Annotated in this window: 15 protein-coding genes; 4 read left to right on the top strand and 11 right to left on the bottom strand. The window is 71.1% G+C overall.

Annotated elements, in window-relative coordinates; all coding sequences use genetic code 11:
• Positions 1-48: 48 nt before the first annotated feature.
• Positions 49-2,925 (bottom strand): ATP-binding protein, encoded by a 2,877-nt coding sequence (locus tag AB0J87_RS00750; RefSeq protein ID WP_363962066.1) that lies wholly within the window; start codon positions 2,923-2,925, stop codon positions 49-51.
• Between the two features lie 167 nt (positions 2,926-3,092).
• Positions 3,093-5,036, bottom strand: a complete 1,944-nt coding sequence (locus AB0J87_RS00745; protein ID WP_363962065.1) for a hypothetical protein — start codon at positions 5,034-5,036, stop codon at positions 3,093-3,095.
• Positions 5,037-5,206: 170 nt separating this feature from the next.
• On the opposite strand from AB0J87_RS00745, the gene AB0J87_RS00740 reads away from it, so the two are divergent.
• The 3 genes from AB0J87_RS00740 to AB0J87_RS00730 are packed head-to-tail and all read left to right on the top strand — an operon-like array spanning position 5,207 to position 8,002.
• Complete coding sequence (locus AB0J87_RS00740) at positions 5,207-5,875, top strand: hypothetical protein (RefSeq protein WP_363962064.1); 669 nt, start codon at positions 5,207-5,209, stop codon at positions 5,873-5,875.
• Positions 5,872-6,516 carry a hypothetical protein gene (locus AB0J87_RS00735; protein ID WP_363962063.1) on the top strand — a complete coding sequence of 215 codons (645 nt, stop codon included), beginning with the start codon at positions 5,872-5,874 and terminating at the stop codon, positions 6,514-6,516. Before AB0J87_RS00740 ends, AB0J87_RS00735 begins: the two co-directional genes overlap by 4 nt.
• Positions 6,517-6,523: 7 nt before the next feature.
• Positions 6,524-8,002, top strand: coding sequence for a hypothetical protein (locus AB0J87_RS00730; protein WP_363962062.1), 1,479 nt, complete (start codon positions 6,524-6,526; stop codon positions 8,000-8,002).
• A gap of 36 nt (positions 8,003-8,038) precedes the next feature.
• On the opposite strand, the gene AB0J87_RS00725 is transcribed toward AB0J87_RS00730, so the two are convergent.
• The gene (locus tag AB0J87_RS00725) at positions 8,039-9,286 is read right to left on the bottom strand and encodes a hypothetical protein (protein WP_363962061.1); all 1,248 of its coding nucleotides are present in this window, start codon (positions 9,284-9,286) and stop codon (positions 8,039-8,041) included.
• 215 nt (positions 9,287-9,501) lie between these two features.
• On the opposite strand from AB0J87_RS00725, the gene AB0J87_RS00720 reads away from it, so the two are divergent.
• Positions 9,502-10,050, top strand: coding sequence for an XRE family transcriptional regulator (locus tag AB0J87_RS00720; RefSeq protein WP_350733197.1), 549 nt, complete (start codon positions 9,502-9,504; stop codon positions 10,048-10,050).
• On the opposite strand, the gene AB0J87_RS00715 is transcribed toward AB0J87_RS00720, so the two are convergent.
• The 8 genes from AB0J87_RS00715 to AB0J87_RS00680 form a co-directional block, all read right to left on the bottom strand.
• Complete coding sequence (locus tag AB0J87_RS00715; RefSeq protein ID WP_363962060.1) at positions 10,047-10,784, bottom strand: methylated-DNA--[protein]-cysteine S-methyltransferase; 738 nt, start codon at positions 10,782-10,784, stop codon at positions 10,047-10,049. The genes AB0J87_RS00720 and AB0J87_RS00715 overlap by 4 nt on opposite strands.
• A complete protein-coding gene (locus AB0J87_RS00710; protein ID WP_350733193.1) occupies positions 10,781-11,341 on the bottom strand; it encodes an RNA polymerase sigma factor in 561 nt (186 codons plus the stop codon). Before AB0J87_RS00710 ends, AB0J87_RS00715 begins: the two co-directional genes overlap by 4 nt.
• An 85-nt stretch (positions 11,342-11,426) precedes the next feature.
• Positions 11,427-11,729 carry a DUF1416 domain-containing protein gene (locus AB0J87_RS00705; protein WP_185070393.1) on the bottom strand — a complete coding sequence of 101 codons (303 nt, stop codon included), beginning with the start codon at positions 11,727-11,729 and terminating at the stop codon, positions 11,427-11,429.
• Positions 11,729-12,568: a sulfurtransferase gene (locus tag AB0J87_RS00700; protein WP_350733191.1), complete on the bottom strand. Its 840-nt coding sequence runs from the start codon at positions 12,566-12,568 to the stop codon at positions 11,729-11,731. Before AB0J87_RS00700 ends, AB0J87_RS00705 begins: the two co-directional genes overlap by 1 nt.
• On the bottom strand, positions 12,565-12,978 hold the full coding sequence (locus AB0J87_RS00695; RefSeq protein WP_363962059.1) for a DUF4395 domain-containing protein: 414 nt from the start codon (positions 12,976-12,978) through the stop codon (positions 12,565-12,567). Before AB0J87_RS00695 ends, AB0J87_RS00700 begins: the two co-directional genes overlap by 4 nt.
• Positions 12,979-13,149: 171 nt before the next feature.
• Entirely contained in the window at positions 13,150-13,599 is a 450-nt protein-coding gene (locus AB0J87_RS00690; RefSeq protein ID WP_363962058.1) for a thioredoxin family protein, read from the bottom strand.
• A 28-nt stretch (positions 13,600-13,627) separates the two neighbouring features.
• The gene (locus AB0J87_RS00685; protein ID WP_363962057.1) at positions 13,628-14,443 is read right to left on the bottom strand and encodes a zf-HC2 domain-containing protein; all 816 of its coding nucleotides are present in this window, start codon (positions 14,441-14,443) and stop codon (positions 13,628-13,630) included.
• Positions 14,440-14,955, bottom strand: a complete 516-nt coding sequence (locus AB0J87_RS00680) for a sigma-70 family RNA polymerase sigma factor (RefSeq protein WP_363962056.1) — start codon at positions 14,953-14,955, stop codon at positions 14,440-14,442. The genes AB0J87_RS00685 and AB0J87_RS00680 overlap by 4 nt, the downstream gene beginning before the upstream one ends.
• Positions 14,956-15,050 lie beyond the last annotated feature (95 nt).

The raw sequence follows: 15,050 nt of genomic DNA, 5'->3' as shown, positions 1-15,050 counted from the left end.
CCACTGTCATCGCCGAGACCCGCCGCCGCGACCGCTGAGCCCCGGAGGTCAGGACGGGGAGGGGGCGGTGTCGGCGAAGGCGATCTCCGGGGCGCCGCCGTGGTCGAACGGCAGGACGAAGCGGCGCGGCCACGACAGCACGCCCTCCAGCCACCCCGCCCCCATCGTCTGCCCCACGTGCCGCAGCCGCGCCGACGACTCGATCCCGATCGCCACCGTCGTGATGTCCCGCTGCACCCCCTCGTTCTCGTCGTCCCCCAGGATGACCCGCCAGGCCAGGGCCCGGTTCCGGTCCACCTCCATCGACAGCGGGTGGTGCCGCAGCGCCTTGGCGCGGTGCCCGAGCAGCTCGGTGTGCACGAGGTCGGGGTTGGCGCCGTTGCCGTTCGAGGGCTGGCGGAAGAGGGCGTACTCCATGGGCGGCGCGGGGCTGCGCAGGTTGGGGGCCGCGTGGCCGTGCGGGAAGAGCCTGTCCACCTCGTGCAGCCACCGGACCTGCGGGATCACCCACGAGGCGCCCGGCCGGTCCCCGCCGCCGTCGAGCCCGGCGAGCAGCCGCGTGGCGGTCTCGGCGGCCTTCTCGGTGAGCAGGGCGGGGTCGAACCAGCTGCGCAGCGACCAGGCGCGCCGCTGCACCGAGCGTTCGATCAGGGTCGCCAGCAGGCACTCGCCGCGCCGCGCCGGCAGCTCGCCCCAGGCGGCGCCCAGGGCTCGCGGAACGCCGGGCAGCGGCCGGTTGCTGACGAAGGCGAGCACGACCGTGTCGCACCAGATGCGCAGCCAGGCCCACTCGGGGGCGTCGGCGAGCACGTCGGCCTCGCGCAGCTCCACCAGCGTGCACGCCTGCCCGGTACGGCATGACGCGCCGCACGCCGCGGACCGGCGGCCGCGGATGGGCGGCGGCGGGCCGGGCAGCACCTTCTCGCGGGACTCCCCCAGCGGTACGCGGACCCGCAGCGGCCGGTCCATCCCGTCGGCGAAGACCGCTGCCGAGCCCGGCTGCAGGGAGACCACGTGGCGGGACTGCTCGTCGCTGAGGTTCATGGCGGCGCCGACGAGCTTCCTGTCGTCCTCCGCCGGGAGCCGGTGCACGACCTTCAGCGCGGTGTTCTTGACGACGTCGGAGACGAGCTTGGTCGGGATCTGCTCCGCCACCACGATGCCCTCGCCGTACGCGCGGATCTCCGCCAGCAGCCCGGCCAGCAGCTCCACCGCGTGCGTGGAGGCCCGGCCGTGGCCGCGGTCTCGCAGCAGCCGGTGCGCCTCCTCGATCACGATGACGTGGCGCAGCTCGTGGGACTTCTCCCGGCGGGCCCGCATCCGCAGGTGCTCGACGATGCGGATGATCAGCGTGCCCATGAGGAACGCCTTGTCCTCGTCGTTGGCCACGTCCTCGATCGCCAGCACGACGTCCCGCTCCAGCAGGCCGCCGATGTCGGCGGGGTGGCCGCCCTCGAAGAAGCGACCCGCCGAGCCGACCCGCAGGGACCGGAGCCGGAGCGAGATGAAGCCCTCCACGTCGGCCTGGACCTCGCGGCCGTAGCCGATCTCCTTGATCACGTCCATGGCGTGCTGCTGGAGTTGTTCGAGGGTGGGGATGCTGGGCGGGACGTTCGAGCCCGGCACGGCGCCGCCGGTGACGACGTCCCAGCCGGTGGCCTCGTAGACGCGCTGCAGCGCCAGCGACATGATCTGCGGGAACGGCTCCTCGGCGTCGAACGCCGCCATGAACAGCGCCCTGACCATGTCGATGTGGGCCTGGACGGGGTAGCCGGGCTCGGGTTCGAGCGGGTTGATGCTGAACGGCACCCCGTCCGGCGCCGACGGGTTGATGACGGTGACCGGGTCGTCGAGGCGCCCGGCCATGGCGGCGTACTCAGACTTGGCCGGCTCGATGGCCAGCCACGGGATGCGGGCCCGGCTGAGCTGCTCCAGCAGGTGGCGCACCGTCTGCGACTTGCCCGAGCCGGTGGCCCCGGTGACGAACGCGTGCCGGTTGAGCGTGGCCAGCGGCACCCGGAACGTCCCGACCCCCCTGTCCTGCCCGTCGAGGATCTCGCCCAGCTCCAGCTCGCCGCCGTCGGCCTCGGACGTCACGTCGAAGAAGCCCGACTCGAGCACGCGCACCCCCGGGACCTCCCGCCTGGGCAGCCCGGCCAGCGCCGCGAGAGCCCCTGCGGTGGCGGCGAACGGGGCGGCGGCGCCGTCCATCGGGTCCTGCATGGTGATGGCGAGGGCCTCCGACAGGCCGTAGGCGGCGCCGTGCGAGCTGCGCAGCCGGTACGGGTGATGGCTCATCTCGACCGACCCGACCAGCACGGGAGCGATCTGCCGCAGCTCCTCGGCGGTGGCGCCCCCGGCCAGCACGCGAACGTTCCAGAGCCCCGCCTCCCTGAAGGCGTCCAGCTCCTGCATGCGCCGCTCGGCCCGCTCGGCGTCGAAGCGGGAGCGCTCGGAGGCGTCCCCGTACTGCCTGAGCACGTTGAGCTGGGTACGCAGGTGCGCCACCTCGGCGTCGAGCAGGTCGGTCGGCTCGGCCACCACCAGCCAGGCGAAGGGCCGCGACATGAGCGTCACCAGCGTCGACTCGAACAACGTCGGCCGCCTGAGCTCGTCCGGGTCGAACTCGCGACCCTTGTTCCCCAGCGGCGGCGCCTGGCGGCCCGGGCACGGCGTCCACACCAGGTCCGCCAGGTCGGCGAGATACTCCTCGTCGAGCTGGACCCCGCGCGCCCCGCCCGGGAACAGCAGCGGCTGCGGCCCGCTCGGGCGGCCGGGCGCGTCGGTGGACCTGCGCGGCTGGCGCGGCGGCGACAACGGCCCGGCGTTGGTGATGAGCTCGAGCGGCGCGCCGGATCCCCGCGACAGCCACCCGATGACGAACGGCCGGTCGCGTTGCGCCGCCGACAGCACCGCGGGCAGCACGGTGACGAAATCCCACTCCGCCGACGAGCTTCGCGAAGGCGCTGCGATCGACTGGATTCGATACCAGGGCCCATTCAGCGACACACTCGGCTGCATTTCATTCCCCCACAGACGGTTCTTTGTTAAATTCCGCCAACCGTCAGCTCGTCACGTTGACATTGACCATGTCATTGCCTGCCCTTGCGCCAGTCCAGGCGTGGCGGTGGTGGCCCGAGGTTCGGTGGGGGTTCCCCGTCGGTGCCCTGTGCCTGGGGGTCGAGCGCGAGCACGGCCTCGCGTACGTCCTCCAGCTCGCCGAGCGTGGTCTTGGGGAAGGTCAGGATGGCGGGGTTCGCGTCGGCGAGGCGTACGCGCCTGCCCTGGGCCGTGGCGTCGGTGACGATCACGGAGGTCGTGGGGAGCTGCTGGAGCTGGTGCGGCTCGACGAGGAACTCGCGCGAGCGCTGCAGCACCCGCTCCTTCTCGGAGATCTTGTCGGCGGTCCTGCCCCACTCGGTGGACTCGGTGATGTCGCCGGCCAGATCCGCGAGGTTCTCGTCGCGGTCCTCCGTGCCGTCGTCGTCCATCTGGGAGATCGTGGAGGTGTAACCGCCGTCGAGGCCGGGCAGCGAGTCGCTGATCGTCTCGGTGAGCTGGGCCAGCTCCAGCCGGTGCTCGGTGCCGACGTGCTCGCTGGCGACGCGCGCGTCCTCGGCGTTGCCCAGCCGCATGAACGCCACCGCCGCGTGCCCCCTGCCGAGCCGCTCCCGCACGGTGGGGGTCAAAGACCGATAAGTCAGAACCAGTCCGGTACGGGAGGTCTCGCAGGCGTCCATCAGCCGGTCGAGCACGTCGCCCCTGAGCTTGTCCGCGCCCGCCACGATGATCGTGTGATACCAGGGCCGGTCCGAGGCCGGGGACTGGCGCAGGATGTGGGTGAGCGCGGTGGCCACGTACGTGCCGAGCACCCGGTTGCCGAAGGCGCCCGCCTGCCGGTCCATGCTCACCACCCGCAGCCGCGCCGGCGGCAGCCGTACGGCCTCCGAGCCGAGCGTCTCCAGCTTGCGCAGCTGCGACTCCAGCGCCCAGGCCCGCTCGATCACCACCCGCTCGCTCACCCCGCGCCCGAACAGCGTGCCGATGCGCTCCAGCTGGGTGGCCGTGATCAGCCCGAACCTCAGGTCGTCGCGCGGGTCGCCCACCTGCGCGAGCGCCCGCAGCGCGGCCGTGACCTGGCTGATCGTGGCGTTCTCGCCGAGCACCTCGAGCACCCGCTCCAGGATCGCGTTGTCGAAGCTGAGGTCGCGCGTGGTGCGGTGCTCCTCGCTCACGCTCACCACGTGCGCCAGCACGTCCGCGAACGCCTCCGGCTTGAGCGTGGCCCCCAGGTCGAGCTTGGGCAGATCGACCGGCAGCACCCAGACCAGCGGGTCGTCGCCGCCCTTGCGGGCCAGCTCGATCAGGTCCTTCGCGATCGCGCCCTCGGACAGGTCGAGCACGGTCAGGTGGCCGCCGCTGTAGAGCCGCGTGGCGCCGAGCAGCGTGATCAGCGCCGACCAGCCGGGGAGCGTGCCACCCGCCACGTCGATGCGGTCGATCTCGTCCGGCACGGCGACCGCGTACCACGAGAGCTGCCTGTCGTGGCGTTCCTTGGAGTCCTGCCACTCGCGGTAGCGCTGGGCGTGCTCCTCCTGGGCGCGGAACAGCTCCTTGTCACGTTCCTCGCGCCGGCGCTCGTTCCTGGCCTGCTGCTCCAGCACGCGGTACTTCACCGCCCGGTCACCCTGCAACAGCGCGTAACTGCAGATGCCCGCCACGCCTCCGGCGGCGGTGAGCCCGGCGATCGCGAACGGCCACGCGAGGTAGCCCGCGATCCCGGCGGCCAGGATGAGCACGGCCAGCATCAGCATGAGCGTCCGGACGAGCCGCACGGGCTTGTTGAGCATGTCCTCCTGGAGCCGCTCGCGGCGCAGCAGGTCCGGGTCGACGGGGCCGGGCGGGTCGGCGGGCTCCTCGAGCGGAGAGGGGCGCTTGGGCGGCGGGCCAGGGTCGGAGTGCAGCAGGATGTACTGCCAGCCCAGGTAGATGCGGTCCGCCTGGAGCTGGGCATGCTCGGGATGCACGTCCGTCACGTGACCCTCCGGCCGCCGATATGTCGTTAGGAGTAAGGGCCAACCCTTTCCGCTCCGTGACAGCGTATGAGCTTCGAGGCCCGTAGCGGCAGGGTTTCTCGGCAATTCTCCCAGTCCGATGGGAGTATTGCGGCAGATGGGACAAGCGAGACCTACTACCATCCTTACCCATGACGGAACCCTCCGGCGCAAGCAGTGACAAGCCCAGACGCCCGGTAGTGGTGCCCGCCCTTGCCCTGGTGGCTTTCACCGCCATCGGCATCACCGCCCTCCTGGGCGGACTGAGCGAGGCCGCCGAGGAGCCCGAGGCGCTGGGCGCGGGCGGAGTGCTCGATCAGGGCCTGTACGCCACCAAGTTCGTCGAGTCGCGCGTGACGGTGCAGAAGGCCGAGTCGCAGTTCGACGAGGACAAGCGGTTCGTGGAGCTGGTCTTCGAGGTCACCAACAAGGGCGACAAGACCTACCAGGTCGGCCTGCCCCCGGCGAAGCTGGAACAGGCCTTCACGAGCGACTCCTTCGCCGGCTCCCTGGTGAAGATCACCCCCGCCTTCCCCAAGGACGCGGGGCCGTTCACGTTCGCCCAGGCCAAGGGGGGCGAGACCGGCCAGCTTCACCCGGGGGTGACCAGCCAGGTCATCCTCCGCTACCGGCTCAAGGACAACGAGCAGCCGCCGGAGAAGATCACGATGGACGTCGCGTCGTTCGAGTACGAGCCCGGCTTCAACAGCAACGTCCCGCGCTGGCAGATGGTCGCCAACGAGAACCTCGACACCATGAAGTTCTATCCCGAGATCAAGGCGCGGGTGACTCTTGCGGTCAAGAAGGGTGACGCAACGTGACCGCCACGCAGCAAAGATCAACTGTCGCGCCCGGTCGCCGCGGCAGGAGGGCGGGCCGGGGACCGGGGATCGGCACCCGGCTGCTCAGCGGCGTCGTCGGGCTGGTGCTGCTGGGCGGCGCCGCCTGGCTGCAGACCCTGCACATGGCCGAGGGTGAGATCACCGACCCGATCACGTACACGGGCGCCAAGGGCGAGGTGGTGGACGCCCGGCGGTTCTCCCTGCGGCTCGACTCGTTCACGGCCGCCAAGTCGATCCAGAGCGGCAGCAAGACGATCGAGACCGACAACCTCTTCCTCGTCGTCAACGTCACGGCCAAGTCCAGCCTCAAGCCCTATCACCTGGAGCAGCCGGAGCTGCTGACCGCTGACGGGAAGAGGTTCGACGCCACCGACCGGGTCAACAACGACCTCACGATGGCCATGTCATGGGTGCAGCCGGACATCTGGAAGAGCGGGCGCTTCTTCTTCGAGGTGCCGTCGTCCGAGCTGGCGGGGGCGCATGTCGTGTTCGGGCTGAACAAGGGGTTCGTGGTGGAGCCGTACCAGCCGGAGGTCGAGGTGGATCTCGGCCTGGACGACGAGGGCGCGCGCAGGCTCGCGGCCTCGCCTCAGGACGTCTACTCGACCGACAAGAAGTGATCCCAGGATGAGCACGAACGAGCGCGACTGGTTCTCGCCCAGGAACGACCCGCGGCGCGAGGACGATCCGGCCCCGCCCCCACCCCCGCCCAGCCAGGAGCCGCCGCCGGGTCTCGGCAACCACTCCGGCGGCGGCGCACCGCCGCCCGGCCAGGGACGGCACTCCGGGCACGATCCGCGCCTCGATCAGGATCTGCTCGGCGAGGAGACGGCGCCGGTCCCCCGGGTGCCGTCCGCGGGCGACCTGCCCGGCCGTGGCGGCCGTGGAACGCCGCCTCCGGGCTACGGCGCGCCGAACGGGCCGCAGGAGGCGATGGGCTGGCCTGAAGCGCCTCGGGAGGCGATGGGCCGGCCCAACCCGCCGCAGGAGGCGCTGGAGTGGCCCAACGCGCCACAGGGCCCCACGCACCCCCAAGGCCCCGCACACGCCCAAGGCCCCTCGCACGCCCGGCCTCCGGCGGATGCCCAAGGCCCCTCGCAAGGCCTCTCGCACGGCCAGGGCCCGGCGCACGGTCAGAGCCCCGCCCATGGGGAAGGCCCGGCACACGCGCGAGGCCCGGCACACGGCCAGGGACCGGCACGCGCGCAAGGTCCCGCACACGCGCAGGGCCCGGCGCGGAGGCCGGGGCTGCCGCCTCGCCCCACCCCGCAGCAGCCCCGCGCCCGGCACGCCGCCCAGCCCGACCAGCAGGTGTGGCCCCCGGCCCCCCGAGAGCCCGTAGGCGGCTCCACACAGCCTCTGCCGGCCGTCCCGGCCGCCATGCCCGTGTCGCCGCAGCAGGGCCCCGGCACGCCCCTCCCGCGCCGGCAGAGCCCCGATCCGGAACCCGCGGCCCACCATGCGTCCGCTCCCGAGCCGTCGCCTGACGCCCCGCAGGAGGCCCCTCCCGGGTCGCGGCGGGCCGCCGCCCCTGGAGGCCGCAAGAAGCGCACGGTGCTGGTCGCCGTGGCCGCCGTCATCGTGTCGCTGGTCACCATGGGCGCCCAGTCGTACGACGGCTATCTCTTCTACGAGAAGACCACCACGAAGGAGACCAAGGAGACCGTCGTCTCCGCCGGCCAGGCGGCCAAGGTGAAGAACATCGAGTGGCGGGCCACGGTCACCCGCATCGAGATGCCCGACAACCTCCCGTACGGCCCCGAGGTGACCGCGCTGAGGGTGGACATCACCAAGAAGATCCTCGACGAGGGCAGCGTCACCAAGACCGGCCTGTTCACCGACGCCAAGCTGGAGGACCGGGCCGGCCGCAGCTGGGTCGTGAGCGTCGATCCGCAGAGCGACCGGCCGACGGACCGGCTGGAGGTCGGCAAGGAGTACAAGTTCCTGGCGGCGGCGGTGGTGCCGACCGCGGTGGCGGACGAGGTCGAGCTGTCGTTCAGGCCGAGCAACTACCGTTCGGACACGCCCACGGCGGACCTCTTCAAGCGGGACACCGTGGCCAAGCTCGAGGCCGACGTCGACGTCCTGAGGTTCAGGCGGCGCTGAGCGGTCGCGGCCGGCGACCGCTCGTGGGTCGCCGGCTCAGACGTCGTCGAACGGCTCGCCCCTGAGGCGCGCCCTGGTGGCCGCGAGGTCGTACGTGGCCGCCAGCAGCGCCATCGTGAGCACGGCCACGACCGTCTCGCGCACGAAGCTCAGCGGCGGCCCCTGGAACTGCCACACCCACTCCCGCTCGGTGCCGATGAGCCACCGCAACCCCCGCTCGGCGTACTCCCCGCCGACCAGCAGGCCCACGTAGCACAGGCACATCATGCCGAACAGCGGGAGGCCGGCCTTGACCACCATCCGCAGGGAGTTGGCCAGCGGCAGCCAGCGGTCCCTGAACCCGCCGGTGAGATGGTCGAAGGACTTCTGGGTGAGGTCGTGGGCGCCTTCCAGCCGGTCCACGCCCCGCTCCAGGCGGGTTCCCTTGACCAGGGCGCGGGTCTCGTCGGAGTACGAGCCGAAGACCAGCATCGCCACGGTGAGCCAGGCCAGCGGGACGGCCACGGCGTCGAGGAAGAACGGCCAGGCGTCGCCGAGGAAGCCGGTGACGGTCTCCCACAGGGGCACGTTCTTCTGCGCCTCGGCCCAGAGCTCCTCAGTGCCGGCCACCACGTTGCGGTGCTCGACCCAGTCGGTGCGCGCGGTGCCGATGTAGAGGGTGGCGTTCAGGCCGTAGAAGACGAAGGCGAACTCCGAGAAGGCCGCGCAGAAGCCGTAGAACTTGCCGTTGCCCTCGGTCTTCTCCAGGAGCTTGGCGAAGAGCAGCTTCAGCCCGAACATGACGGCCATCGCCCCCAGCGACACCCGCCAGTCGAGGTCCGTGAGTCCCCGGCCGACCTGGGACTGCTCCCCGAAGAAGGACGCCGACGTCTGGTCGTAGATGTGGTGGAACAGGTCCATCTGGTAGACGTCCCTGGCGTCCTCCGTCTGGAACCCCCACGCCAGGTAGAGCACGGCGAAGGCCGGGGCCACCCGGTCGAGCACCCGGAAGAAGCGCTCGTCCTGCATGCCCTGCTCGGTCTTAGCGCGCATCTCCCACAGGGCGTTGCGCAGGGAGTACAGCATGCCGGCGGTGACCGTCATCACCGACAGAATGATCAACGTGAGCAGCGTCATCACGAGGACCAGGCGGACCTGCCGGAAGTCGCCGTAGGCGACCTCCGTGGCGGCGTAGAGCAGGACGTAGCGGGTCAGCTGACCGGCGGCGTACCAGAGGATCAGAGGCAGGGCGCACTTCCCCGCCAGCCGTAGGGCGTGCAGGGGCAGCGAATACGGCGACGGCATCCCCTGAGCCGGCGTAGGCCCAGGTCGGGGAGGTGCCGCCACACCTGTCGAACCGGACATCTGCAGAATCGTATCGGTCTGTCACACATGTCGCAGCAGCAACCCCGGAAAGCGCGATGCTCCGCATGCCAGTGCGGGTGTGGTCCCTGGGCAGTGACAAAAGAATTATCGGCGGGGAAATGGCGGTCCCGCAGCGGGGCGCGTGCCATTGCTCTATGGAGCCACGGCCCGCACTCGACGCCGATCCCCACGTCGTGGGAGATCGCCTCCGGCGGCTGCGGCACGAGCGCGGCGTGTCGCTGTCGGAGCTCGCCAAGCGCGCGGGCATCGACAGGGAGACCCTGTCGGACGTCGAGACCGGCAAGGTCGACGCGACGGCGGAGACGCTCTGGGCGATCACCGCGCAGCTCGGGGTGCCGATCGGGGCGATACTCGACGCGCCGCCCGAGCCGCAGATCATGCGGGGCAGGGCGATGGAGGCGGAGCTGCTGGAGGTGTTCGAGGACGATCGGGTCACGTACGAGCTCTACCGGGTCACCGTCCCGCCGGGCCTCACCCAGACCTCGCCCGCCCACCACGAGGGCGTGAGCGAGCACGTCACGGTCTTCACGGGCACGCTCAGCGCGGGCCCCATGCGCGAACCGCTCACCGCCGGGCCGGGCGACCACATCTCGTGGATCTCCGACGTGCCGCACGGCTACCGCGCGCACGGCCCCGACGTCGTACGCGCCACGCTCCTCATGCGCTACCCGATCAAGCCTTAGGCACTGGCGGGCCGGCACGTGCGGCACGGCCGGTAGCCGGCGGCCCTGGCCTGGGCGATGGTGCGGAAGCCGTGCCGGTGCCGCGGCGTGATGCGCCGCGCGTTGTGGCAGGTCGGGAAGCACACCACGCCCGTGGTGTCGCTGGCCAGGTAGAACACCCGGTCCCCCGCCAGCTCCCGCACCCGCTCCAGGTCGGCGCCCTCGGCCAGCAGCAGCCGTTCCTTGGCCGCCGGGCCGAACACGTAGTCCCCCGCGACGCCGTCCGACCGGGTGACGCGGTGGCACGGGATCAGCAGCGGCACGGGGTTGCGGCCGAGCGCCGTGCCCACCGCGCGCACCGCCCTGGGCCGGCCGATCCGCTCCGCGATCCACGAGTACGGCCTGACCTCGCCGCGCGGGATCGTACGGACCGTCTCCAGCACGTCGCGCTGGAAGTCGCTCACCCCGCGCAGGTCCAGCCGCAGCCGGCCCAGGCGCCCCGTGCGCAGCGCGGGCAGCAGCCCGGCGGGCGGGCGTTCGGCGGGCAGCAGCGGGCGGGCGAAGCGCCCCCTGAACGCCTCGGCGAACCCGTCGCCCGGGCGCACGTAGGCCACGCCCTGGTCGGTGAACGCGACCCGCAGCTCCCCGATCGGGCTCGGGACGCGTACCCAGCGGGCCGCGATCCGGTCGAGCAGTCCCTCGGGCGCGTCGGCGGCCAGCGCCGACAGCCCGGCCAGCAGTGGATCGTGGGTCATCGGGCACCTCCCAGTGCGCGCAGCCGCCGCAGTCCCCGCGACACGTGCGACTTGACCGTGCCCTGGGGGATCCTGAGCACGGTGGCGATCTCGCTGACCGGCAGGTCGACGACGTGCCTGAGCACCACCGCGACCCGCTGCTCCTCGGGCAGCAGGCCGAGCAGCCCGGCCAGCTCGTCGCCGGTCTCGCGGCGCACCGCGGCCTCCTCGACGTCCTGACCGGGGTCGACTTCCTCGATCGGCTGGTCCCGCAGCTCCGGTGGCGGCTTGCGGGACCTGGTCCTGGCGCAGTTGCGCCAGACGTTCATCAGGATCGTCATCAGCCACGCCCTCGGCTGGAGCGTGGCGATGCGGTCGCGCTCGTATCCGGCCAGCGCCCTGTACGCACGCAGGAACGCCTCCGCGGTGAGATCCTCGGCGTCGGCCCAACGCCCGCTCAGCCGCAGCGCGGTCGAGAAGACCAGGCCGCGGTAGGCGCCGTACAGCTCGGCGAACCCCTCGTCGAGGTCGTCGAGCAGCGCCTTGCGCACCGGGTCGGGACAGTCGGTTTCTCTCACGTTGGTACAACACCGGCGCGCCCGGATCCGTTGCACCGAAAAGACCCGCGTCCGGATCGGACGCGGGTCTTTTACCTCAGCAGTCTCAGACGGCGACCGCGAGCGAGGAGACCTCGCCCAGCTTCGCCTCGACCTTGATGTCCCTGGTGACGCCGCCGCCCGCGATGATGCGGACGGTCCAGTCGCCGGGGGCGGCGAAGAAGCGGAAGACGCCCTCGTCGGACACCACGACTTCGCCGGTGAACTCGCCGGAGTGGTCGAGCAGACGCGCGTACGCCGTGCCGGCGCCGGTCACCACGCCCTGGATCACGGCCTGGGTGGACAGGTCGATCCCGGCGGGCAGAGTGATCGTCTGCTCCGGCGCTCCGCAACCCTGTGCAGCAGTCATCAGCGGGCCTCCCCCAGCTCGATCGGCACGCCCACGAGCGAGCCGTACTCGGTCCACGAACCGTCGTAGTTCTTCACGTTGTCCTGCTCGAGCAGCTCGTGCAGCACGAACCAGGTGTGCGCCGAACGCTCGCCGATGCGGCAGTAGGCGATGGTGTCCTTGCCGAAGTCGACCCCGGCCTCGCCGTAGAGCGTGCGCAGGTCGTCGTCGGACTTGAACGTGCCGTCGTCGTTGGCGGCCTTGGACCACGGGATGTTACGGGCGGTGGGCACGTGACCGGCGCGCTGCGCCTGCTCCTGCGGGAGGTGCGCGGGAGCGAGCAGCTTGCCGGTGAACTCGTCGGGCGAGCGCACGTCGACCAGGTTGAGCTTGCTGATGGCGCCGACCACGTCGTCGCGGAAGGCGCGGATCTTGGTGTCCTGCTCCTGCGCCACGTACTGCGTCTTGGCCCGCTCCGGCACGTCCCGAACCAGCTCGCGGGAGTCGAGCTCCCACTTCTTGCGCCCGCCGTCGAGCAGCTTCACGTTGGAGTGGCCGTAGAGCTTGAAGTACCAGTACGCGTAGGCGGCGAACCAGTTGTTGTTGCCGCCGTAGAGCACGACGGTGTCATCGTTGGAGATGCCGCGGTCGGACAGCAGGGCCTCGAAACCGGTCTTGTCCACGAAGTCGCGGCGCACCGGGTCCTGCAGGTCCTGCCGCCAGTCGACCTTCACGGCGCCACGGATGTGGCCCTTGTCGTAGGCGCTGACGTCTTCGTCGACCTCGACGAGGACGACTCCGGGGGTGTCGAGGTTGGCCTCGACCCAGTCGGCGTCCACCAGGGCGGCGGAGCGGCTCATTTGGAAACCTCCATTTTGGCGGCGGGCAGTAGACGGCGAAGGAGCAGGTACATTTCGCAGCCAAGGCAGAATCCGAAGGCTGCGTTGAGGAAGGCGGCGAGGAGAGCCGCCGCCGTGGCCGCGAGGGCCAGCGGCGTGATCCCGGTGAGATATCCGACCAGGCCCGCGATCGCGAAGACCAGCCCCACCGCCTGCGCGAACCGCGGCGGGCGGGCGTCTTCGGTCTCCTTCGGGGCGCTCTTGACGAGCGCCTTGAAGAGCATCGTGTACGGCGAGCGCGCCACGACTCCGAGTGCGAAGACCATCGCCTGGACGGCGAGAAGCCAGGCACTCCCCGTCACCAGGACGAGGGCGAGGACCAGGGTGGTGATGGCCGCGCCGAAGCGCAGCGCTCTAGGATCGGCACGCATCGCGGGATGCTCCTGAAGGGTCGACGGGGCGGACCGGATGTCCGCGGGATCGTCCTCAGGCAGCGCGACAGAGCGCGGTGGTCACGCGGCAGAAATCAACCGCGCGCCGCTTCGTCAGCAGCTCTGTCGTTGGGTACATGCCGAAGACACTACTCGGCGTCTCGTCATCTGTCACATCTCGTCCGGTTGGTGAGACGATTCGTGAGACGACGGCGGCGACACGGCCGCGGCGAGGGCCGCCAGGACGTCCGCCTTGCGGGGCTGGCCGGCGGCCCTTTTCACGATCTTTCCGCTGGTGTCGAGCACCAGGACCGTCGGGGTGCGCATGATGTCCAGCCGCCGTACGAGGTCGAGCCGGGACTCGGCGTCGATCTCGACATGGGTCACCCCCGGCACGATCCCGCTGACGTCGGCCAGGATCCGTCTGGTCGCCCGGCACGGCTGGCAGAACGCGGTGGAGAACTGCACCAGCGTCGCCCGCTCGCCCAGACCGGCGCCGAGGTCGGCCTCGGACAGCCGGTCGCCACCCGTGTCACGCACCCGTCCGTCGCGGCGCAGGCGAACCACCCCGATCACACAGCCGAGCGCCAGAGTCGCCAGCGCCACCCACCAACCAGTCATCTCCCGATGCAACCACGCGCACCCGCGTTTACTTCCGCACCGGGATCCTGATCAGCACCTTCTCCTTCTGGTCGACCACGTAGAACGCGGTGATCTCGGACATGGGCAGCGTCGTCGACCGCTTGAAGACGGCCTTGTCCTGGTACGCCTCGCGGCTGATCGTCCAGCTCTCCGTCAGCTCGTGCCGCCCGCCGGCCACGACGAGGAGGCTGCAGGTCGTGTCGACGGGCACGCCCCGCACGCTCACGTCCAGCTCCGTGCCGCTGCCGCCGGGCCAGACCGACACGGTGGCGGAGTACTTCTCGGCCCTGTTCACGCCGGAGAACTTCAGGCCCTCGGCCATCTTGAACGGCGACGCGGACGGCGCCGCCTTGCTGGGCCGTTTGGCCTGCGGCGTCGGCTCGGCCAGCCGGCTCAGCGGCGCCTGGTCGGACTCCGAGGACGAGTCCCGCATCGTCTGCGACTCCTCGGTGGACATGGGAGCCGCCACCCCGGAGGCCACCTGCTGCCGGGTGCCGCTGTTCACGACCGACACGATCGTGCCGCCGACCCCCAGCAACGCGACGGAGGCGGCCGCCACCAGCAGCAGCCGGCCGCGCCTGTTGCGCTTCGCGCTGGCGTTCAGCAGCCGGTCGAGCACCTGCCGCGGCGGGCTTGCCACCAGCTCCACGTCTCGTTCGGACACCTTGCCAAGAAACGAGGCCACGCCTTCGAGGTCGAGCAGCTCGCGGCCGCACTCCTCGCAGGTCGCCAGGTGGTTGTCGATCTCCAGCGCCTCGTCGGGGTCGAGCGCGCCCAGCGCGTGCGCGCCCAGGGCGAGCCTTACCTCCTCGCACGTCATCATGGCGCCAACCCCCGCTCCTCGAGGGCCAGTTTGAGCGCCCGCAACGCGTAGTAGGTGCGGGATTTGACCGTGCCCGGCGGTATGCCCAGCGTCGCCGACGCCTCCTTCACCGATCGCCCCCGATAGTAGACCTCCAGCAGCACCTCACGGTGCTCCTGCCTGAGCACGGCCAGCGCCTCGGCCACCGCCCACGACTCGACGGCGCGCTCCAGGTCGTCGTCCGCCGGCATGACGGCCAGCGCCTCGTCCCCGGTCTCCTGCGGTCTGGCCTTCTTGGCCCGATGCTGGTCGACAACAAGGTTCCGGGCCACCGTGAACAGCCACGCGCGCACCGGCCGGCCCGAGAGGGCGTCGGGATGTCGCCAGGCCCGCAACAGGGTCTCCTGCACGACATCCTCCGCCCGCCCGGAATCACCGGTCAGCCGCAGGACGTAGCCGTAGAGTGGCCCGGCATGCTCGTCGAAGAGGGTTCTCACGAGTTCCTCATCCGCGGTGGTGCCGGCTGCGCTCACAGGCCCGCCTTCGTCGGGCCCGTGAGCGCTGCGCTGCTGTGCCGATTGGCTCGCTCGCTGCGCTCTCTCACGTACCTCATCACGTACGTCGGGCC

The organism is Nonomuraea sp. NPDC049625 (assembly GCF_040675285.1).
Classification (GTDB): domain Bacteria; phylum Actinomycetota; class Actinomycetes; order Streptosporangiales; family Streptosporangiaceae; genus Nonomuraea; species Nonomuraea angiospora_A.
This window is presented reverse-complemented; position numbering and strand designations above follow the sequence as displayed.